General features: G+C 68.2%; 20 protein-coding genes. 9 read left to right on the top strand and 11 right to left on the bottom strand.

What is annotated here, in order from left to right:
• Positions 1–9: 9 nt before the first annotated feature.
• The 5 genes from F0U63_RS31575 (at position 10) to F0U63_RS31555 (ending at position 6,382) form a co-directional block, all read left to right on the top strand.
• Entirely contained in the window at positions 10–582 is a 573-nt protein-coding gene (locus F0U63_RS31575) for an RNA polymerase sigma factor (RefSeq protein WP_395835566.1), read from the top strand.
• Positions 575–1,069, top strand: coding sequence for a hypothetical protein (locus tag F0U63_RS31570; RefSeq protein ID WP_395835564.1), 495 nt, complete (start codon positions 575–577; stop codon positions 1,067–1,069). The genes F0U63_RS31575 and F0U63_RS31570 overlap by 8 nt, the downstream gene beginning before the upstream one ends.
• Positions 1,070–1,165: 96 nt before the next feature.
• A complete protein-coding gene (locus tag F0U63_RS31565) occupies positions 1,166–1,624 on the top strand; it encodes a hypothetical protein (protein ID WP_395835562.1) in 459 nt (152 codons plus the stop codon).
• 767 nt (positions 1,625–2,391) lie between these two features.
• Positions 2,392–4,752: a kelch repeat-containing protein gene (locus F0U63_RS31560; protein ID WP_395835560.1), complete on the top strand. Its 2,361-nt coding sequence runs from the start codon at positions 2,392–2,394 to the stop codon at positions 4,750–4,752.
• A gap of 1,177 nt (positions 4,753–5,929) precedes the next feature.
• Positions 5,930–6,382 carry an RCC1 domain-containing protein gene (locus F0U63_RS31555; RefSeq protein WP_395835558.1) on the top strand — a complete coding sequence of 151 codons (453 nt, stop codon included), beginning with the start codon at positions 5,930–5,932 and terminating at the stop codon, positions 6,380–6,382.
• 75 nt (positions 6,383–6,457) lie between these two features.
• On the opposite strand, the gene F0U63_RS31550 is transcribed toward F0U63_RS31555, so the two are convergent.
• Positions 6,458–6,862: a hypothetical protein gene (locus F0U63_RS31550; protein WP_395835556.1), complete on the bottom strand. Its 405-nt coding sequence runs from the start codon at positions 6,860–6,862 to the stop codon at positions 6,458–6,460.
• 150 nt (positions 6,863–7,012) lie between these two features.
• On the opposite strand from F0U63_RS31550, the gene F0U63_RS31545 reads away from it, so the two are divergent.
• Entirely contained in the window at positions 7,013–7,831 is an 819-nt protein-coding gene (locus F0U63_RS31545) for a helix-turn-helix domain-containing protein (protein WP_395835554.1), read from the top strand.
• 13 nt (positions 7,832–7,844) lie between these two features.
• On the opposite strand, the gene F0U63_RS31540 is transcribed toward F0U63_RS31545, so the two are convergent.
• From F0U63_RS31540 to mdcA, 10 genes are read right to left on the bottom strand one after another with little or no spacing between them, the layout of a single operon-like run.
• Positions 7,845–8,339 (bottom strand): PaaI family thioesterase, encoded by a 495-nt coding sequence (locus F0U63_RS31540; protein ID WP_395835552.1) that lies wholly within the window; start codon positions 8,337–8,339, stop codon positions 7,845–7,847.
• Between the two features lie 47 nt (positions 8,340–8,386).
• Positions 8,387–9,148, bottom strand: a complete 762-nt coding sequence (gene madM, locus F0U63_RS31535; protein WP_395835550.1) for a malonate transporter subunit MadM — start codon at positions 9,146–9,148, stop codon at positions 8,387–8,389.
• A 12-nt stretch (positions 9,149–9,160) separates the two neighbouring features.
• Positions 9,161–9,562: a malonate transporter subunit MadL gene (gene madL / locus F0U63_RS31530; protein ID WP_395835548.1), complete on the bottom strand. Its 402-nt coding sequence runs from the start codon at positions 9,560–9,562 to the stop codon at positions 9,161–9,163.
• 19 nt (positions 9,563–9,581) lie between these two features.
• On the bottom strand, positions 9,582–10,511 hold the full coding sequence (gene mdcH / locus F0U63_RS31525; protein ID WP_395835546.1) for a malonate decarboxylase subunit epsilon: 930 nt from the start codon (positions 10,509–10,511) through the stop codon (positions 9,582–9,584).
• On the bottom strand, positions 10,508–11,383 hold the full coding sequence (mdcB, locus tag F0U63_RS31520) for a triphosphoribosyl-dephospho-CoA synthase MdcB (RefSeq protein ID WP_395835544.1): 876 nt from the start codon (positions 11,381–11,383) through the stop codon (positions 10,508–10,510). Before mdcB ends, mdcH begins: the two co-directional genes overlap by 4 nt.
• A complete protein-coding gene (mdcG, locus tag F0U63_RS31515; protein WP_395835543.1) occupies positions 11,380–12,045 on the bottom strand; it encodes a malonate decarboxylase holo-[acyl-carrier-protein] synthase in 666 nt (221 codons plus the stop codon). Before mdcG ends, mdcB begins: the two co-directional genes overlap by 4 nt.
• A complete protein-coding gene (locus F0U63_RS31510; protein ID WP_395835541.1) occupies positions 12,032–12,736 on the bottom strand; it encodes a biotin-independent malonate decarboxylase subunit gamma in 705 nt (234 codons plus the stop codon). The genes mdcG and F0U63_RS31510 overlap by 14 nt, the downstream gene beginning before the upstream one ends.
• 2 nt (positions 12,737–12,738) lie before the next feature.
• The gene (locus F0U63_RS31505) at positions 12,739–13,632 is read right to left on the bottom strand and encodes a biotin-independent malonate decarboxylase subunit beta (RefSeq protein WP_395835539.1); all 894 of its coding nucleotides are present in this window, start codon (positions 13,630–13,632) and stop codon (positions 12,739–12,741) included.
• Positions 13,629–13,943, bottom strand: coding sequence for a malonate decarboxylase acyl carrier protein (mdcC, locus tag F0U63_RS31500; RefSeq protein ID WP_395835537.1), 315 nt, complete (start codon positions 13,941–13,943; stop codon positions 13,629–13,631). Before mdcC ends, F0U63_RS31505 begins: the two co-directional genes overlap by 4 nt.
• Before the next feature lie 13 nt (positions 13,944–13,956).
• Positions 13,957–15,594, bottom strand: a complete 1,638-nt coding sequence (gene mdcA / locus F0U63_RS31495) for a malonate decarboxylase subunit alpha (RefSeq protein WP_395835535.1) — start codon at positions 15,592–15,594, stop codon at positions 13,957–13,959.
• 211 nt (positions 15,595–15,805) lie between these two features.
• On the opposite strand from mdcA, the gene F0U63_RS31490 reads away from it, so the two are divergent.
• The 3 genes from F0U63_RS31490 to F0U63_RS31480 all read left to right on the top strand — a co-directional run bounded on the left by F0U63_RS31490 (position 15,806) and on the right by F0U63_RS31480 (position 19,460).
• Positions 15,806–16,504 (top strand): GntR family transcriptional regulator, encoded by a 699-nt coding sequence (locus tag F0U63_RS31490; RefSeq protein WP_395835533.1) that lies wholly within the window; start codon positions 15,806–15,808, stop codon positions 16,502–16,504.
• A 73-nt stretch (positions 16,505–16,577) separates the two neighbouring features.
• A complete protein-coding gene (locus F0U63_RS31485) occupies positions 16,578–17,288 on the top strand; it encodes an alanyl-tRNA editing protein (protein ID WP_395835531.1) in 711 nt (236 codons plus the stop codon).
• Positions 17,289–17,477: 189 nt separating this feature from the next.
• Entirely contained in the window at positions 17,478–19,460 is a 1,983-nt protein-coding gene (locus F0U63_RS31480) for an ATP-binding protein (RefSeq protein WP_395835529.1), read from the top strand.
• The last annotated feature ends 14 nt before the right edge of the window (positions 19,461–19,474 follow it).

The raw sequence follows: 19,474 nt of genomic DNA, 5'->3' as shown, positions 1-19,474 counted from the left end.
TCGCTCCCCATGCAGGCGAAGAAGATGGACCGCGGCGACGCGGACGTGGTGGAGCGGGCCCTGGCGGGAGAGCGCGAGGCCTGGGGCGAGCTCATCCAGCGCCACAGCCGCGAGGTGCTCGTCTTCCTGCTGGCGCGGGGCGTCCGGTTGGACCGGGCCCAGGAGCTGGTGCAGGAGACGTGGGCCACGCTGCTCGCCCAGCAGGCGCGTGGCGGCCTGCGGCAGTTGCGGCTGCCGGGCCTGGCCCTCACCCAGGCCCACTACCTGCTGCTGCACGAGGTTCGCCGCCGGCCCGAGCGCTTCGCGAGCCTGGAGGATCTGGAGGCCGAGGTGCCGGAGGAGGCCGTTCCTTCCCCCGAGGCCCGGCTGCTGTCCAGGCAGGAGCTGGAGCGGGCCCGGGCCCTGCTCGAGCAGTGCTCGCCCTCCGGCCAGCGTGTCTTCCAGCTCGTCTTCGGCCGCCCGGAATTGAGCCATGCGGAAGTCGCCGAACATGTGGGACTCTCCGTACAGCGCGTGCGGCAGATCCTCTGGGAAATCCGTGGACGCTTGCGCCAGTTGCTGCGGGAGGACCGCCATGAGTGAGCAGCCCCACATCACGGCCGAGCTGGCCGCGCGGTACCTGCATGGCCTGCTCGAACCGGAGCCGCGGTCCTTGTTCGAGGAGCACGCCTCCCAGTGTGACGCGTGCGCGCGGGTGCTCCAGCAGGAGGCGCTCGCGGAGTTGAAGCTGCGCGAGCTGGCGCGAAGCGGGCCTCGTGCTCGCAAGGGGCTGCTGGCGCGCCCCAGGCTGCTGCTGGGCGTGGCGGGGCTGACGGCGGCCGCCCTGTCGTTGTTGTTGCTGCTGCTGCGCTCGCAGGTGTTCTCCCCCGCGCCCACGGGGGCGGGCACGGAGGTGGCGGACCAGGTCATCGAGTGTCTGTCCGGGGACAACCGGTCCGCCTGTCCTCCCGCCGACGAGCGCCCGGGCGCGGGCAAGCGGAACGCGATGCCCTCGCGTGACAAGGCGGCGGCGCAGCTGCGAGAGGCGCCCTCGGACGAGCCGCGGGCCCCCGCGCACGGATACGACTGACGCGATGATGAAGTTTGAAGCCGTTCGCTGGGTCTTCCTGTCCGAGGTGTGGAAGGTCGTCCGTGATTCGCGGGCAGGATAGGAGGGGAGACGTCCTTGTCACGGTTCATCACCCATATTGTCGGACTCAATCTGCTATTCACCCTCGTGATGGTGCTCCTGTTCTTGCCCCTGGAGTGGCTGTCCCTTCCCGCGCGGCGGAAACTGGCGCACGATGTCGGCTCGACCCGGAAGCGGTGGTTCGTGGCCATGTTCCGGGCGACGTGCACGGTGGCTTTCATCCTGTTCGTGGCTCGAGGAGTCACCGTCGCGGCGGCTGTCCGTTCGTCCTCGAGTGCACGCCCTGACGACTGGTGGCCAAGCTGGTATCTGCTCGGTGTCGTGGGGGCCATTCCAACCTTCTTCTTCTTCGATCACCTCATCGACGAACACCATGCGCGGGTGGCCAGATGGCCCTGTTGTGTTGGAGCCATTGGAGGCTACGGCCTCGCCTGTCTCTGCCCTGAAGTCGTGCCCGCGCTCCTTCTCCGCTTGTCTGAAATCCTGGCGGTGTGAGCACGTCATTGACGCTCTTGTCGAATACGGAGGTGAGGCCAGATGCGAGAGCCGGATGAGCCGTTTCCAGGTGGGGAGAGATGGAGGCGTACGGCGTTGCTCCTCGTGGGGACGCTCGTGGGAATCAGCATGGGCGTCGCGGGGGATCTCCTGGCGGGAGATTACCCTGTTTCATTCAAAGATGTTGCCGCTGCGTTGGTGCTGTCTCCATTAATGGTGACGTGCGGAGGGGTCCATGTGGCTGGGGGGAGCCTATCGACCCTCTTCATGGTGGGTGGATTCTTGTTCTGGCCTGTCTATGCGCTCCTCGCACGAAGCTGGCTGAAGAGTGGGAAGCACTGGGTGTGGATGGTGACAGTGCTCTGGTGTGCTCAAGGCTTCTTCAAAGTGGTTCTTCGAACGCTCGTGATGTCGTCCGTGTGAGAATGAAGGCCATGGGGCAGCCCCGGGAGCGCTCATGCGGAGCTTCGATTGTTGAAGAAGTCCAAATAACTCACACGGCCAGCCGACTGCCCGATTCTACTCCTGTCTTATAAGGTATCTTATGTCGAGTCGGAGTGCTCCACAGGTGTCTCCTTGAATCCTCTCTCTCCCTGAACTCCGAAGGGCTGGAAGAGGCCGGGTCACGCGTCCTCCCAGGCCGGACGAGCTGGAGTTCTCGGCCCTTCTGCCGGTCGCCCCGCTGGGTGGCTTGTGTTCACGCTTGGTGTTAGGGTTCATGGCCGCCTGGAGGATAATTCCTCCTTTCTCAGGAGTCATCCGCTCACATGAAGCAGCTACGCCTCTTCTCTCTCCTCCCACTGTTGATCCTGGTGGCCAGTTGCTCCTCCTCACAACCCCCAGCGCCCTCCACTGGCTCGCTGCAGTTCGCCGTCTCCACGCGTCAGGCGCTCGCCTCGGCGGACATCTCTCGTGTCATCGTCAGCTCGGCAGACGAGCCCGCCATTACCCTCGAACTCGTGCCTTTGGATGGGGTGTGGGGCGGCGTCATCGGGGACATTCCAGTTGGGGAGCATCGTACCTTCCTGGCCGAGGCCTTCGACTCCACGGGCGCCCTGCGCCTCCAAGGCCAAGCCTCCGGCGTATCCATTTCCGCGAACCAAACCACCGCCGTTGTTCTCACTCTCAAGGATGTTGCTCCGCCTCCGCCCTACGGCGACGAGGTGCCTCGCATTGATTTTCTAGTGGTCTCGACTACCGCCGTGCAAGCGGGCGCCTCGCTCCTCCTGACCGCCAAGGTTCATGACCCCAACCCTGGGGACACCATCGCATTGGCCTGGACGGCCTCCGCCGGCGCCTTCTCCGCCCCCACTGTCACCACCACATCTTGGACGGCTCCATCCTCCGCCGGCGCACAGACGTTGACCCTCAGCGTGGCGGACTCCAAGGGCCTTACCGTCTCTGTCTCTCTCTCCGTCAATGTCGTCTCCGGCTCCACTACTGGCAACACCCCTGCCAATATCAACTTCAACCTCTGGCCCCACATATCCGCAGTGACCTCCTCTAGCGATCATGTGGACGTAGGCCAAGCCACCGTTCTATCTTCTATCGCCACGGACGCTGACGGTGACTCCCTTCTTTTCTCGTGGTCCTCGTCTTGCTTGGGCACATGGACGACTCCTTCATCCGACACAACCTCCTTCACCCCGTCCTCCCTTCCAGTCGGAACTTGCGACAACTGTCGGCTCTCCGTTACTGTCCAGGATGGTCGCGGCGGACAGACGACGGCCTCCCTATCCCTCTGTGTTGGCGCGCCCTCCACTACACCCTTGCCACCCCAGGTTGGCAACTACAGCCAATCGGCCACTACCGTTGCCTCGTGCGAGACGGTCGCGTTTGACGTCACCGCCATCGACCCTCAGTCCAGTCCTGTGAGTTTTACTTGGGCATCGACCACGGGCAACCTTTACTTTCAAGACGACAACGGCTTCACCAGCCGTATCGAATGGCTGGCTCCCTCCTGCGTCGTCTCAAGCAGCCCGGGTATCACTGCCACTGTAACCAATTCATTTGGCTTGGTGGCCACCCATGCTTTCGCGGTGGCAGGGCTGCCTTCTTGTGACAATTCTGGGTGGACTCCGACTGGTTCCATGACTCCGCGCTACGGGCATGTAGCCACATTGCTGCGCAATGGGAAGGTGCTCGTCTCGGGGGGAGGGGACTACAGCAATCGTTTGTCGGTGGAGTTGTATGACCCGGGTACGGGTTCCTGGACGACGGCTGGCTCCAATCGTGTGGAGCACAGCGATTCGGAGGTAGCTCTGCTGCCTGATGGCAAGGTGCTTACCGTAGGGGGGACTGCCCGCTACTCAAGTTACCTGGAGACTGCGGAGGTGTACGACCCGGCCACGGACATCTGGAACCCAACCGGCTCCATGAGCACCCCGCGTAGATTCCACAGGGTGACGCCGCTGCCCGGTGGCAAACTGCTCGTCTCGGGCGGATCCAGCCATGGTGTCTTCTTGGCAACAGCAGAAGTGTACGACCCGTCAACGGGCACCTGGAGTCCCACGGGTTCCATGTCAGCCCCGCGCGGTTTCCACGAGGTGACACCGCTACCCGATGGCAAGATCCTCGTCATGGGTGGACGAACCACTGGTGGCAATCCCGTGGCGACAGCCGAAGTGTACGACCCGAACAGGGGCACTTGGACCCGCACTGGCTCCATGAGTACAACAAGAGAGGATCATAGGGCGACGCTGCTACCCACTGGCAAGGTCCTCGTCGCTGGGGGGATAAGCTTGTTTTCCTCTGACGCCAGTATGACGGCGGAGTTGTACGATCCGGCCACGGGAACATGGAGTCTAACTGGCTCTCTATCCTTGTCTCGTAGGTATCATACGGCGACGCTGTTGCCCAATGGCAAGGTGCTTGTCATTGGTGGTGAAAGTTGTATCTCTGCAATGGCGGCAGAGACGTACGATCCGGCTACGGGAACATGGAGCCTGGTAGGCTCCATGTTCTCCCCGCGCTCCCATCACACGGCAACGCTCCTGCTCAACGGTAAGGTTCTTGTCACGGGCGGCTCAAATAACAACGGTAGTTTCAGTTTCTTGGCAACAGCGGAGCTTTTCGACCCGGCAACTCCCCCCCGGAATTCGCGCCCTCCCGGCGATGCGCTCAGGTAGCGAGCCCGAATGAGGTGGAGATGACTTTCGGGCGGATGACGATGGTGGGCGGAAGGCGCAGGACGTACAACCGGGGCAAACAGTAGGGGCGCAGTTTGGCTTGGCATGTTCGTCGTGACCCGAGACAGGAGGTGCCCGAAACCGGCAGAGGGCTCGACGTCCAGGACTACGCAGCGCGCAGTTCGCGCGCTGCGCTGTATCGGAAGCGCGATTTGCCGCAACGCCGCTGCGGTTCGGGTCAAGTGGCAATGCGCATGGTTCGCGGGCCCAAGGCCCCAGTGCACGAAGATATGCCATGTCGCGAATGGCGCAGCGAGTTGCTACGGTTTGACGACCCGAGATGCGTCGTCGCGCAGTTGTATGATTACTGTTGGGGCAAAGAGATCGCCAAGGTCAAGTCGCCTGAGCGGCGGGGCAGGCTTGAGGGGGCGGTAGACGAGATACGACAGTTCCTCGCACACGCATGTCGAAACACACGCAGTGACAAGCGCAGCGTAGAGAAGATTTGGAACGCTGTCCAACGTGTCTGGGGCATCGACTGGCCTGGTAGGCCGGTAAGGCCGACCACGACGCTCGTGTGAAGTCGGGATGAGGGCGCCGCTCTACGAGCGCCGCTGACCAGGGGAGCACAATCTGACTCCAAACGCTATGGAGTACGAGGGATCTCCTCTGCTCAGACGTGCCTCCATTGTAAGGCCGCTGTGTCCGTGATGACTTTCGAGCCTTGCCAAGTGCCCGGGTCGCTGCTCCAGCGAAGGAGGGGGAGGGGCATCGCCACAGGCGGCGGGAACGCACTGTATCCCGGCACTCCTGAACTGCTGAGCTGTCGACAGCGAGTCTTGCGCGCCTCCAAAGGTTCCGGCCAGGAGGACACTCGACGCAGCCTCCCACGAACCCCCAGGATTTGATTGGCTCGCGGAGCTTTGGTTATCGAAGGAGCCCGCGTAACCCTCGGCCATCCAACTGCACGATTTCTCTCCTGTCCTATCAAGGCGTCTTCTGGCAACCCGCCATTGTATCCTGTGAATTCGTAGGGCTGCTCGAGACAGGTCATGACGATGCCCTGCGTTCACTTGGGGTGTCACATGGGGTACTGTCAGGAGGACATCCCCATGACGACTCCTCGAAGGTGCATGGCATCGGATGCCCGTGTCTCCCTCTTGCCAGGAGTCGAGCAATGCAAATCAATGCGGAACGATGGTTGACCAGACTGCTGGGAGTCTGGCTCGCGGTGCTGGTGGTGGCTTGTGGTCAGTCCATTGATGCTCCAGGCGCATCGGAGCAGGGCACCCCGAGCAATCACTCGGCACCCGTGCAGATGCCGGGGCCGCGCGGAGTGGTGTTCGTCGCCGCGAATGAGACTCATTCGCTGGTGGAGCTCCCAGATGGAACCCTCTGGGCAACAGGTGCCAATGACTCGGGCCAGCTCGGGCAGGGGACTCCGGGTGACCGCCTGGTGCCAATGCAGGTGGAGGTGGGAAGTCGATTGCTCTCCTTGTCCGCGGGTCGCTCCCATTCGCTGGCGGTGCGCGCTGACGGGACCGTGTGGGCCTGGGGCCGCAACCACTACGGCCAGCTGGGGGCATGTCCTGCGGTTCTACACCGTCGGTCCCCCCGCCCACCCGTATGAGGAGCTTCTCATTGGCCACGGCGTGGACGCGGGGCATGTCATGAGTGTTCACCGCCGCCCCGCGGGTGGCGCCTCTCAGGCCGTCACCACGCGGCCGCCTCGCAGCCCCAGGTACTGCAGGCCGGCGAAGCCCGCGACGGCCACCGCCTGGAACACGGTGAACGCGTAGCCCAGCGCCGTGGGGGCCACCCAGTCCGTGGTCAGCAGCAGGAGGCTGTCCACCGCCCACAGCAGGTTGTAGCCGACGATGGTCCAGACGAGAGGACGCGAGACGCGCGGGCGCACCGCGAGGAACACCAGCAGGGCCGCGAAGGGGAGCAGGCTGAAGCCCGCGAGGCGCAGCAGGCGCTCGTGCAGGCCCAGCAGGCCGGCCAGCGGCGTGGCGGCCAGGAACATCAGGGCGCCGGTGGCTCCGCTGACGACGCCGTCCAGCAGCAGGGAACGGCCGAGCAGGGACTTCGACGAAGTGAGGGGGGTCATGGGTGGGTCCTCCAATGGGGTGGTCAGCGGCGGCGGCAACCGGTGCCGCCGTCGTGATGTGCCCAAATTGCGCGTCCCGGTGTCCTGTCTCAATTACGTGGGAGGTAATTGGAGACCCTACGCCTCACTTCTATCTTTCCGGACATGATGATGCAGAGCCGACCTGTAGGAGAGCTGCTGCGCACCTGGCGCCAGCGACGGAGTCTCAGTCAGTTGGAGCTGGCCCTGCGCGCCGAGGTGTCCGCTCGGCACGTCAGCTTCATGGAGACGGGCCGCTCCAAGCCGAGCCGGGAGATGTTGCTCCACCTGGCGGAGGAGCTCGCCATTCCCCTGCGGGAGCGCAACGCGCTGCTCGTCGCCGGAGGCTTCGCCCCCGTCTATTCGGAGGGCACCCTGGACGAGCCGGCGCTCCGGGCCGCGCGGGAGGCGGTGGACCTGGTGCTCACCGGCCACGAGCCATACCCGGCCCTGGCCGTGGACCGGCACTGGACCCTGGTGGCCTCCAACCGCGCGCTGGGTCTGCTGCTGGAGGGCGTGTCCGCGGAGCTGGTGCGGCCGCCCGTCAACGTGCTACGGCTGAGCCTGCATCCGGAGGGGCTCGCGCCGCGCATCGTCAACCGGGAGCAGTGGCGTGGCCACGTGCTCTCCCGGCTCCACCACCAGGTGGACGTCACCGCCGATGAGGCGCTCGCCGCGCTCCTCGAGGAGCTGCGCGCGCTGCCCCCACCCGGCGGAGGCTCCTGGCCGAAGGGGCCCTCCCGCGAGCCGGACATCGCGGGAGTCGTCGTCCCCCTCCGGCTCACCAGCCGCTTCGGGATGCTGTCGTTCTTCAGCACGACGACGGTGTTCGGCACGCCCGTGGACATCACCCTGGCGGAACTGGCCATCGAGTCCTTCTTCCCCGCGGATCGCGAGACGGCGGAGGTGCTGCGCCGCGTGTCCATGGACGCGAGCCCCGGGGACGCGTGAGGGGTGGGACGGCTCAGGCTCCCCGGCCGTGCGCCGCCTCTTTCAGTTTCCCGGTATCCACGCGGACGAAGATCGAATCACCCTGCGCGGTCAGCGTATCGCCGGCGTGGACCTCGCAGATGACCCGGCTCTTGCGGCCGACTTCGCCTTCGACGCGCGCGCGCAGGAGCAGGGGTACTCCCATGGGCGTGGGTTTGATGAACTTGACGCCGAGGTGGCCCGTGACGCATTCGATCCGCGGCAGGCTGCCGGGGTCCCGGCCCTCGACGCGGTAGTGGTAGGCCATGGCGGTCCAGTTCGAGTGGCAGTCGACCAGCATCGCGATCAGACCGCCGTACACCAGCTCGGGCCAACCCGTGTATTTGGCCTCGGGGATGTGCCTGGCCATGACGTGGATGCCGTCCTCATGCCAGTAGCTCTTGATGTGCAGACCGTGTGGATTGTTGCTGCCACAGCCGTAGCAGATGCCTTCGGGTGCGGCGATGTCTTGCAGGGGAGCGGTGTCCATGGCGGGGTCCTCGTCGGGAAGGGGAGCTGTATCACGCCCGGTCCCGCTCAGCCCACCAGGGCGCGGACGATGAAGTAGAGGATGGAGGGGGCCACGAGGCAGCCCAGGCCCGTGTGGAAGGTGGCCGTGAGCGCTCCGTAGGGCACGAGCTTGGGATCCGTGGCGGCGAGCCCTCCGGTCACCCCGCTCACCGTGCCCATGAAGCCGCCGAAGATCATGGCGGAGCGCGGGTTGTCGAGCCCGATGGATTTCGCCGCGAACGGCGTGCCCACCATGACGAGCACGGCCTTGAACACCCCGGTGGCGATGCTCAGGGCGATGACGTCCGAGCGGGCCCCCAGCGCCGCGCCCGTCACCGGGCCCACGATGTAGGTGATGGCGCCCGCCCCGAGCGTGGTCATGCTCACCGCGTCCCGATACCCGAAGCTCCAGGCCACCACCGCGCCCACGAGGAAGGGCAGCACGGTGCCCAGGCCCAGCGCCAGGACGCCGACGAGGCCCGCCCGGCGCGCCTCCACCACGTTCACCTCGAAGGCCGTGGCCACGATGGCGAAGTCGCGCAGCATCGCGCCGCCCATCAGCCCCACGCCCGCGAAGACGGGCACGTCCGCCAGGCCCTGGTTGCCGCCCGTCAGCAGTCCGCCCACGTACGCGAGCACCAGCCCCAGGAGGATGGCGATCGCCGAGCCGTGCACCCGGCCCCGGGTGAGGTGGCGGGAGATCAGGTTGGACACCCACATGAGAGCGCCCACCAGGGCGAAGGCGGTGATCAGCCCGTGCTTGCTCAGGATGGATTGAAGCTCGTGCATGGCGATCTCCGCTCAGGAATGGGATGTCGGCGCGAGGGGCTCCTCGCTCGAGGAGGGAGGCGGGCGGCCGAGCCGGCTGAGCAGCGCCGTGCCCGCGGCGCACAGGGCCGTCGCGCCGAGGCCCGCGAGGATGACCACGGGGCCTCCCCGCACCGCCGCCACCACGTTCTGTTGCGCCGCCATCGCCACCACGATGGGGATGTACAGGTGGGCCCAGAACTCGACGCCGGACTTGAGCCCCGGGCTCAGGCCTCCCCAGCGCACCAGCCAGAGCCGCGCGAGGATGAGCAGCACCATGGCGATGCCCACTCCGCCCACGTTCGCCTTCACTCCCAGCAGCATCCCGAGCAGATCTCCCAGGAGCACTCCCACGAGCGTACACAGCGCCAGCAGCGCCACTCCATAGATGGTCATGTGGCTTCCTCCCTTGGCTTCACTCCAGTTGGCGCAGCACCCAGGAGCACACGCCCTCCAGGGTCTTGAACTCGGACACGGAGCGCACGGACAGGGAGGGCAGGGTGTCACGCACCATGCGGCTCAGGTCGGCGCCCGGGCCGAGCTCCAGCAGCACCGTGCAGCCCTCCTCGGCCAGTCCCTCCAGGCACGCGGCCCAGTCCACCGGCTCGGCCACCTGCCGCGTCAGCGTGGTGAGCGCCCGCTCGCGCGTGGACACGGGCGCGCCGTCGATGCCCGCCAGCACGGGCGTGACGGGCGCCCGGAGGCCACTGTGCGCCAGGTGCTCGCCGAAGACGTGTGCCGCGGACGCCAGCAGGGGCGTATGGGACGCCACGTGCACCGGAAGCACCGTCACCGAGCCCCCCTGGGCGGAGAGCTCCGGCTCGAGCCGCCGCAAGTCCTCTTCCCGTCCTCCGATGACGAAGCGGCCCGGGCCGTTGACGATGGCGATGTGCACCGCGTGCGCCTCGAGCAGTGGCTCCAGCCGCTTGCGGCACAGGCCCCGCACCGCCCGCATGCCGCTGTCGGCCGGACTCGCGCCATCCATCGCCCGGGCACGTGCCTGGGCGAGCGTAAACAGCTCTCCGGCGTCGAGGGCTCCCGCGCACCCGTGGGCGGCGAGCTCCCCCACGCTGTAGCCCGCGAAGACGCGCGGCGTGGGCAGCCGGGAGCGCAGGGCCGTCCACGTCGCCAGTTGCACGGCGCACAGCAGCGGCTGGGCCAGGGCGTTGACATAGAGAGCCTCGGCGGGCGCCTCGGTGGGCCCCTTCATGAGCGTCCAGGGACTGACTCCGAGCACCTCGCTCACGGCGTCGAGCACCGCGCGGGCCTCGGGGTGCGTGCGCAGGGGCTCGAGCATCGCCGGGTGCTGCGCGCCCTGGCCCGGGCAGAGGATTCCCAGGCTCATGGCCGCTCCGCCCCGCGCCGCTGGTGGTGCACGAACCAGGTGGCGGCCAGGAGATCCGCCGAGCCACCGGGTGACAGCCGCCGCGCCACGCAGGCCCGGTGCAGCGCGAGCGCCCGCTCCCGCCAGTCCGGCGCGAGGATGCCTCCCGCTTCCAGGAAGCACCGGGCGCCGTCCCGCACGAAGTCCAGTCCCGCGGCGCCTCCTCGGTGCAGCAGGTTGGTGTCCGGGAGCACCGACATCAACGTGAACAGGGCCTGCACCATCGCCCGCTCGAGGCAGCCCGTGCGCGCGAGCACGCCGTCGAGCGCGGGCAGGGCGGTGGTGAACACGAGGGGAAAGCCCTCGGAGGCTTCCTCCCGGGCGCCCCGGACGTGGTAGCGGCGGATGGCGCGCGCCCCATGGCTGTCGCCGTGACGGGCCGCGTGGCCGGCCTCGACGAGGGCCCGGCCCCAGCGCTCGCGCACGGCCTGGCCCAGGGCGGCGCCCGCCAGGGACTGGCCCTCGTGCTTGAGTGCCCCCGCGGCGGCGGCCAGCAGCCCCAGACTGAAGAGGGCGCCCCGGTGGGTGTTGATGCCTCCGGTGGCCGCCAGCATCCGCCGCTCCGCGTCGAGGCCGAGCGCTCGCAGCACCGGGAAGTCCGCGCCCCCGGCTCCCGCGGCGGCGATGTCGCGGAAGTAGCCGCGCAGCGAGAACAGGCTGCGCATGAAGGTGCCCATGTCCATGTCGTCATGGCTGCCCGAGTCGAGCGGACTGACGAGGCCGGGCTTGGGGTGCAGGGCCAGCTCGGCGTACAGCGCCCGGATCGCGTCCCGGCCAATCCCGGCCGTATCGGGCGCGAACACCACCGGCTGGCGGAGCACGGGCCGCGTCATGCCGGAGCTCCCGCGAACAGCGCCATGAGTTCCTTCCAGGCGCGCAGGCCCGCGCCCCGGGGGCCCTTCACGAGCAACCGGTGGGGCCGCGAGGCCAGCTCCCGCCAGGCGACCGCGCCGCCATCGGGCAGCAGCACCTCTCCATCCAGCCGCACCCCGCTCGGAATCCGGGACGTGGCCTCCAGCGCGGACAGGAGCCGTTCCACGTCCATCCATCGGGTGGGGGAGAACAGCAGGTCCACATCCGACTCCGGCCGGACGTACCTCACGCCGGACAGGTACTCCCAGGCCAGCGAGCCGAACACGCCCACGGGTACGCCGAGCGTCTCCCCGAGGAGGTGCAGGTGCCGCAGGACGGGCCGCCAGGACTCGGGCGCGGCGCGCCACACGTCCCGAAGGGCGAGCGGGGGCCGGGAGGAGAGGACGGCGGCGCGGCCGACGTGGAGCGCGATGCGGCGCTTGTCGGGCAGGGCGAGCCCCAGCCGCAGCTCCTCCTCCGTGTCCGCCGCGTCCGCCCGGGCCACGACGAAGGGCCGGCCGTGGGCCCACCAGGCCATGAGTTGCTCCCGGGCCTCCGGGGCGAGCGGCGAGCGCAGCTGGCGTTCCCAACCCGCGTCCAGCCGCACCCAGTGGTGCCGCGCGAGGGGCTCAGCGCACGTCATGACGGACCCTGTTGGCCACGCGGTGCGCGAGCTGGCGGCCGCCCCGGGCCTCTCCCAGGGCCGCGCGCGGATCCTCCTCGAGGGGTGCGGCGAGCGCCTCGGCCAGGTGGCGCGCCAGGTCTCCGTCCCACACGGCGGTGATGGCACCCATGCGCCGGTAGTTCTCCACGCCCGGAGCGAACACGGGCGACTGGACGCTCAGGGCCTCGAGCCGCGCCAGGGGGATCTTCGTCACGCGGGCCATGGCCGGCAGGTTCATCACCCGGATCTCCGCGTCGGGCAGGGCGTAGCAGGCGTCGGCGAGCAGGCTGCTGGCGAGGAAGCCGCCACTGACGGCCTCGGCCCAGACGAGCCCGAGGATGCGGTGGCCCCGGCGCCGCGCCACCTCCAGGCACCTGGCCAGATGGGCCATGTACCCGTTGATGCCGAGCAGCTCGTCCCGGCGGCTCAGCGCCTGCCCGGAGGTGTCGACGAGCAGCAGCAAGGGGCGGCCCGGGTGCTCGCGGACGACCCGGAGCACCTCGGTGGCCATGCGGTGCGCCAGCGCTGCGCTGATGGGCGCCTTGTCCTGGGTGCCGAGCACCGCGAGCGTGGTCTCGCCATTGCGTCCCGTGCCGGAGAAGAACGGCTCCTCGAAGAGGATGTCATGGCCCTGGGGAAACAGCCGATCGAACAACGTGCGCGCGTCCATGCTCAGGCCCTCTTGCCACGCACGGTGGCCAGGAAGGTGGGGGTGTCGAGCACTGGCAGCCGTTCGGGTTGCTCGACGCCCAGGGCCGCCCAGATGTCGAGCGCGTCGTCACACTCGCCGAAGCGCCGCAGCCGCTCGCCGAGGAACGCATGCTCCGCCTCGATGGCCTCCAGGCTCAGGTCGGGCGCGCGGCCGAGCAGCGCCAGGGCCTCGGCCCGGAACGCGCCAAGGTCGTCCTCGACGAGCGACGTGGCCTCGCCGAGCAGGTAGCGGTGCTTGCCGCCCAGGGTGCGCCACACCAGCGCCCGATCCCTCGAGTCGAACTCCTCCACGCCCTTCGTCGTCTCGATGACCTCGGGGCCGGAGAGGGCCAGCCGCCCCTCCTCGCTCATGATGACCGCGTCGCATAGCCGCGAGACGATGCCCATGCCGCCGAAGCAGCCATACTTGCCGCCATCGAGCACGAGCACCGGGATGCCCGCGCCGCGCACCCGGAGCACCGCGCGCATGACCTCGGACACGGCGATGAGGCCCGCGTTGGCCTCGTGCAGGCGCACGCCTCCGGACTCCACCAGGAGCAGCACGCCCGCGGGGCGCTCGTCGAGCGCGCGCTCGAGCAGCCCCTTGAGCTTGGCGCCGTGCACCTCGCCCACCGCGCCGCCGATGAAGCCGCCCTCCTGCGCGGCCACCAGCACCCGCTGGCCTCCCAGGAGGCCCCGGCCCACGATGATGCCGTCATCGAAGGCGGCCGGCGTGTCGAGCTCCTTCAGGTGCGGACTCATCATCCGCGCGGAAGGGGGCAACAGCTCCTGGAAGCTCCCGGCGTCGAGCAGTCCCGCCACGCGCTCGCGCGCGCTCGCCTCGTAGTAGCTCTGGCTCACGGTGCTCTGGCTCATGGCGTGCCTTTCTCGAACGCCTCGATGGCCTGGTCCAGCCGCAGGCTGACCACCGCGGGGGTGGCGCCCGCGTCGTTGATGGAGATGCGCACGTCGCCAAGTGGCCAGCGCGCGAAGAAGTCATCCATCACCGCCTGCCAGATGCGGCCGAAGCCCACGGCGGCGGTGAGGACCTCGATGTGCAGGGCGCCGCCCAGAGCCGCGGGCTCGACGAGCACCTCCAGGTTGCCCGAGCCGAGCACTCCAGAGATCTCCGGTGCCTTGCCCGTGGCGGGCCGCCCGCCTTGATAGGTGAATCGCAGGGTTTCCATGGGGCAGGGCTCCTCACCAGTTGCGGAAGCGCTTGGGGGGCGAGTAGAGGCCCCCCGAGGAGCGGACCAGATCCTTGATGGACTTCGCGGCGAGCAGCTCCCGGCTCGCCTGGCGCTTGTCGATGCCCAGGTCCTCCGGCCGCCGGATGATGCCCCGGTCGCGCAGGTTCTCCACGGCGCGCTTGTCCCGCCCGAGCCCCACCGGGGTGTAGCCCGCCACGCCCCGGATGGCCTGCTCGCGCTCCTCCGGGGTGCGGCACAACAGCAGGTTGGCGATGCCCTCCTCGGTGAGGATGTGGCTCACGTCGTCCGCGTAGATCATCACCGGAGGCAGGGCCATGCCGGCGCTCTCGGCCAGGGCCCAGGCGTCGAGCTTCTCCACGAAGGCCGGCTGCATGTGCTCGCGGAAGGTCTCCACCATCTGCACCACGAGCTTGCGGCCCCGGGGCATGGCGGAGGTGCCCGCCTCGCGTCCCGCCTTGAGCCAGGTGGGGCTCGCGTGGCGGCGGCCCCGCGCGTCCGCGCCCATGTTCGGCGCTCCGCCGAAGCCCGCGATGCGGCCCTGGGTGGCCGTGGAGCTGTTGCCCTCCAGATCGATCTGCAACGTGGAGCCGATGAACAAGTCACACGCGTAGTGGCCCGCCGCCTGGCTGTACGCGCGGTTGGAGCGCAGCGAGCCATCCGGGCCGGTGAAGAAGATGTCCGAGCGCGCGCGGATGTAGTCCTCCATGCCCAGCTCCGAGCCGAAGGCGTGCACCGACTCGACGAACCCCGCCTCGATGGCGGGGATGAGCGCCGGGTGGGGGTTGAGCGCCCAGTGCCGGCAGATCTTCCCCTTCAGGCCGAGCGACGCGGCGTAGGTGGGCAGCAGCAGCTCGATGGCGGCGGTGTCGAAGCCGATGCCGTGGTTGAGCCGGTTGACCTCGTACTCGGCGTAGATGCCCTTGATGGCCATCATGGCCATGAGCACCTGGATCTCCGAGATGAGCGCCGGATCGCGCGTGAACAGGGGTTCGATGTAGTGGGGCGAGGGGCTGCGGATGACGAAGTCCACCCAGCCGCCGGGGATGTCCACGCGGGGCACGGTGTCGACGAGCTCGTTCACCTGGGCGATGACGATGCCGCGCTTGAAGGCGGTGGCCTCGACGATGACGGGCGTGTCCTCGGTGTTGGGCCCCGTGTAGAGGTTGCCCGCGGCGTCCGCGGACTGGGCCGCCACCAGGCTCACCCGGGGCGTGAGGTCCACGAAGTAGCGGCCGAACAGCTCCAGGTACGTGTGGATGGCGCCAATGGCGATGCGCCCCGAGCCCACCAGACTCGCCAGCCGCGCGCTCTGCGGCCCCGAGAAGGAGAAGTCCAGTCGGCTCGCCACGCCCTTGTCGAAGACGTCCAGGTGCTCGGGCAGGGCGAGCACCGACTGCACCAGGTGCAGCCCGTGCACCCGCTGGGGATCCACCGAGGCGAGCTGCCGGGCGAGGAAGTCCGCCTGCTTCTGGTTGTTGCCCTCGAGGCAGACGCGGTCTCCGGGCTCGAGCACCCGCTCCAGCAGCTCGCGCGCGTCCTTGGCCTCCACGACCTTGCCTCGGGCCAGCCCCGCGGCCCGCGCCATCCGCGCGTTCCGGTTGCGAGCCTGTTGATTCCAGTCGCGCATGCCTCGTCCTCGTGCCTGGAGGGGGCGGCCCGTCGGGCTGCCCGGTCTCGGGAGCCACGGCCCCGCCATGTCTCCCGTGTTCTTCCTGCTGAGGAGAATTGTATACGCGAGCCGGTAAATTCCGGCAACTGTATGCCAGAGTCCATGATGCAGGGCGTTATGTATACGGAGTGGCCTTCCGGTACCGGGGTGGGAGACGATGGAGGAACCCATGCGCGTGAACGAGCAGACGAGGGACGAGGCGAGCGAGGACGAGGCGCTGGAGGAGCAGCGCTCGCTGTTGTCCGAGCGGATCCGCCTGGCGTTGGAGGAGGAGATCGCCACGGGGGCGCTCAAGCCGGGGGTGGCGCTGGACGAGCAGCAGCTCGCCACGCGCTTCGGGGCGTCGCGCACGCCGGTGCGCGAGGCGCTGCGGCAGTTGTCGGTGACGGGGCTGGTGGAGCTGCGCCCGCGCCGGGGCGTGGTGGTGACGCCGCTGTCGCCCGAGCGCATCATGGACATGTTCGAGATGACAGCGGAGCTCGAGGCCATGTGCGTGCGGCTGGCGACCTGGCGCATGACGCCGCTGGAGCGCAGCCAGCTGCAACAGCTGCACGAGGGCTCGGCGGAGATGGTGCGCGCGGGGAACCTGGACGCCTACGACGACTTCAACCGGCGCTTCCACGAGACCCTCTACCGGGCGACGCACAACCAGTTCATGGTGGAGCAGGCGCTCGCGCTGCGCACGCGCATGGCGGCGTTCCGGCGGACACAGTTGCGGCAGGGAGACCGGATGACGCGCTCGCGCTCCGAGCACGAGGAGCTCATGCGGGCGATCGCCCGAGGGGACGGAGAGGAGGCCGCGCGGTGCATGCGCGCGCACCTGCTCAACGCGAGCAGCGCGCTGACGCACTACATTCACTCCTTGTGAGGGGGGCTGTCAGGGAGCCGGGCAGGTCATCGTCCCACCGAGACGCCCCAACTCCCAAAGGAGAAATCCGCCCATGACCCCCAGGCTCTACCTCGAGGACTCGTACCAACGTGAGTTCAACGCCGAGGTGCTCGAGTACGAGGATGGATGGTGTGTCCTGTCACGAACGGTCTTCTACCCGGGAGGCGGTGGTCAACCCTGTGATCGTGGCCAGTTGCTCCTGGAGGGCGGCTCCGTCGAGGTCTCCGAAATCCGGGAGGATGCCGAGGGTCGGCTCTGGCACCGCATCGGGCGAGCGCTCGCGGCGGGCACGGCGGTGCGCGGAGTCATTGACTGGTCCTACAGACACGCACTGATGCGGCACCATGGCCTGATGCACGTCGTCAATACGGTGGCGCGCCAGCACTTCGGTGGTGTCATCACGGGCGTGCAACTCGGTTCCGAGGAGTCACGAATCGACTTCAAGCTGACCGGCTTCTCTCGTGAGCAGACCTCTGACCTGGAGGGCCGCGTCAACGAGGTGCTCCAGCACGGCCACTGTGTGACCTCCTCGGTCATCAGCGAGGACGAGTTCCGGGCACGGCCCGAGCTCATCCGGACCTTGAATGTCCTCCCGCCGGTCGTGGATGGGCGCGTGCGGATCGTGGAGATCGAGGGGTTCGATGCGCAGGCCTGCGGCGGAACCCATGTGCACTCGACACGTGAGATCGGCCGGGCGCGCATCAGGAAGTTCGACAACAAGGGAAAGGACAACAAGCGCTTCTACTGGACGCTCACGGAGTGAAGCGCCGGCCCGGAGCAGCCCCGGCTTCAACCCATTCAGGGCGCGACGGATCGAGCGCATGCGCATGCTCGTCGAGGCGAGCGACGGGTTCTTCGGGCTGGCCAGCGAGGGAGCGGCCGGGACTTCCAGGCGAGCTGTGCGTATTGATTGTCGAGGAGAGCGCGACAGCCCGTGGGGAAGAAGGGAGACATGGCCGACACGCAGTGGAGCGAGGCGGGGCTGGAGGCGACCGACCCGGCGAGTGTCTCGCCGGACTCTCCGCTGCTCTGGCTCGGTGGAGGCCTTCCCCCCCGCTTGCGCTGGGTGAGCCCGTCCCTCCTGCGTGCTCTCGGCCATACGCTGGAGGAGTGCAGGGCACGGGACTTCGTCCAGCGGCTGGTGCACTCGGAGGACCTCGATCGGGTGCTGGAGGCCTGGCGGAGGGTGCTTCGGACCGGTGGGTCGTGCTCGGTCGAGTTCCGAGCGGGGGCGACACGGGGACGGCTCGTCCACCTGTCCGTCGAGTTGAGCGCCGTCGAATCCTCGGCGGATGGAGGGGGAGAGCTCATCGGGACCGTCCGGGTCCTCGTTCCCGCCGCGCGGCCCGTGCTCCAGCAATCGACCACCGCCCGCGCGGTATTGGAGGGACCGTCCGAGGAGGTCGCCCAGGAACTCACCCGCTTCGATCGCGAGCACGTGGAGCTCACCGACACCGTCGATGGCATCGTCTGGTCCACCGATGCGAGCTTCCGCTTCACGTTCGTCAGCAAGCAGGCCGAACGCCTGTTGGGCTATCCCACCCACAAATGGATGCAGGAGCCTGATTTCTGGGTGAAACACCTGCACCCCGAGGATCAGGAATGGGCTCCGGCCTTCTGCATGAAGGCGGCGATGGAGTGCAGGCCGCACGAGCTCGAGTACCGGATGATCGCCGAGGATGGGCGCGTCGTGTGGCTGCGCGACATCGTCACGGTGATCGCCGAGGACGGCGCTCCCCGCGAGCTGCGTGGCATCATGGTGGACGTCACCGAGCATCGCCGGGCGCGCGAGCACCTGGAGCACATGGTCTCGTTGCTGCGCGCCACGCTCGACTCGACCACGGATGGGGTGTTCGTCGTCGACCGGCGCCGGCGGGTCACCGCCTACAACGGGAGGTTCCTGGAGCTGTGGCGGATCTCCGACGAGTTCCGCAAGGACTGGGACAGCGAGAAGATGCTCACGTACGCGCTCACCCAGGTGCGGCACCCGGAGCAGTTCCGCGAGCGGATCCTGGCGCTGTACGCGGCCTCCGAGCAGGAGAGCTTCGACATCGTCGAGATGCTCGATGGGCGCATCCTCGAGCGCTACTCTCGCCCGCAGCGGTTGGGAGACACCATCGTCGGCCGAGTCTGGAGCTACCGGGACGTGACGGCGGAGCGCCGTGCACAGGCGGAGCGCGAGCGGCTGCTGCACGAGGCCGAGGAAGCCATTCGCGTGCGCGATGACTTCCTGTCCATTGCCTCCCACGAGCTGAAGACTCCGCTCACTCCCCTCAAGCTCCATCTGCAAGTGCTGCGACAGCGGGCGGTGTCCGGGCAGCCCTTCCCGCTCCAACACGTGGAGAAGGCGCTCGCCCAGGTCGTGCGGCTCTCCGGGCTCATCAATGATCTGCTGGACACCTCGCGCATCCAGGCGGGACGGCTGGAGCTGAAGCACGAGCCCATGCCGCTCCAGCACCTCACCCGCGAGGTGTTCGCGGACTTCCGCCCGGTCAGCCCGCACCACACGCTCGAGTACGAGGAGCCGGACGAGACGCTCACCATCCAGGGGGATCGGGGACGGCTCGCCCAGGTGCTGGTGAACCTGCTGGAGAACGCCATCAAGTACAGCCCCACGGGGGGAACCATCCGCCTCACGGTGGAGCGCTACGGTGCCCAGGCCCTCGTGTCGGTAACGGACAGGGGGATCGGCATCCCGTCGGACCAGATGGCGCACCTCTTCGAGCGCTTCTTCCGGGCGCGCAACGCCCCCATCTCGGGCTTTGGAGGGCTGGGGCTGGGGCTCTACATCTGCCGTGACATCGTCGAGCGCCATGGAGGCCGCATCTGGGTGGAGAGCGAGGCGGGAGCCGGCTCGACCTTTCGTTTCACCCTTCCGGTGATGGAGGGCGCGGCCGACGCGCATGCGCCACCGGCCGCGCCCCCCGGGCCTTGAGCTCCTGAGCGATG

Source organism: Cystobacter fuscus (assembly GCF_044360685.1).
GTDB lineage: Bacteria > Myxococcota > Myxococcia > Myxococcales > Myxococcaceae > Cystobacter > Cystobacter fuscus_C.
The sequence above is the reverse complement of the archived record's forward strand: the minus strand, read 5'-3'. Positions and strand labels throughout refer to the sequence as shown.

Coding starts and splice junctions, on each gene's coding strand:
- mdcA (WP_395835535.1), bottom strand. CDS start 15,594: ATGCGCGACTGGAATCAACAGGCTCGCAACCGGAACGCGCGGATGGCG.
- F0U63_RS31510 (WP_395835541.1), bottom strand. CDS start 12,736: ATGGACGCGCGCACGTTGTTCGATCGGCTGTTTCCCCAGGGCCATGAC.
- F0U63_RS31485 (WP_395835531.1), top strand. CDS start 16,578: ATGACCCCCAGGCTCTACCTCGAGGACTCGTACCAACGTGAGTTCAAC.
- madL (WP_395835548.1), bottom strand. CDS start 9,562: ATGACCATCTATGGAGTGGCGCTGCTGGCGCTGTGTACGCTCGTGGGA.
- F0U63_RS31480 (WP_395835529.1), top strand. CDS start 17,478: ATGGCCGACACGCAGTGGAGCGAGGCGGGGCTGGAGGCGACCGACCCG.
- mdcH (WP_395835546.1), bottom strand. CDS start 10,511: ATGAGCCTGGGAATCCTCTGCCCGGGCCAGGGCGCGCAGCACCCGGCG.
- F0U63_RS31545 (WP_395835554.1), top strand. CDS start 7,013: ATGCAGAGCCGACCTGTAGGAGAGCTGCTGCGCACCTGGCGCCAGCGA.
- F0U63_RS31575 (WP_395835566.1), top strand. CDS start 10: ATGCAGGCGAAGAAGATGGACCGCGGCGACGCGGACGTGGTGGAGCGG.
- F0U63_RS31570 (WP_395835564.1), top strand. CDS start 575: ATGAGTGAGCAGCCCCACATCACGGCCGAGCTGGCCGCGCGGTACCTG.
- F0U63_RS31555 (WP_395835558.1), top strand. CDS start 5,930: ATGCAAATCAATGCGGAACGATGGTTGACCAGACTGCTGGGAGTCTGG.
- mdcG (WP_395835543.1), bottom strand. CDS start 12,045: ATGACGTGCGCTGAGCCCCTCGCGCGGCACCACTGGGTGCGGCTGGAC.
- F0U63_RS31540 (WP_395835552.1), bottom strand. CDS start 8,339: ATGGACACCGCTCCCCTGCAAGACATCGCCGCACCCGAAGGCATCTGC.
- mdcB (WP_395835544.1), bottom strand. CDS start 11,383: ATGACGCGGCCCGTGCTCCGCCAGCCGGTGGTGTTCGCGCCCGATACG.
- madM (WP_395835550.1), bottom strand. CDS start 9,148: ATGCACGAGCTTCAATCCATCCTGAGCAAGCACGGGCTGATCACCGCC.
- F0U63_RS31505 (WP_395835539.1), bottom strand. CDS start 13,632: ATGAGCCAGAGCACCGTGAGCCAGAGCTACTACGAGGCGAGCGCGCGC.
- F0U63_RS31550 (WP_395835556.1), bottom strand. CDS start 6,862: ATGACCCCCCTCACTTCGTCGAAGTCCCTGCTCGGCCGTTCCCTGCTG.
- mdcC (WP_395835537.1), bottom strand. CDS start 13,943: ATGGAAACCCTGCGATTCACCTATCAAGGCGGGCGGCCCGCCACGGGC.
- F0U63_RS31560 (WP_395835560.1), top strand. CDS start 2,392: ATGAAGCAGCTACGCCTCTTCTCTCTCCTCCCACTGTTGATCCTGGTG.
- F0U63_RS31490 (WP_395835533.1), top strand. CDS start 15,806: ATGCGCGTGAACGAGCAGACGAGGGACGAGGCGAGCGAGGACGAGGCG.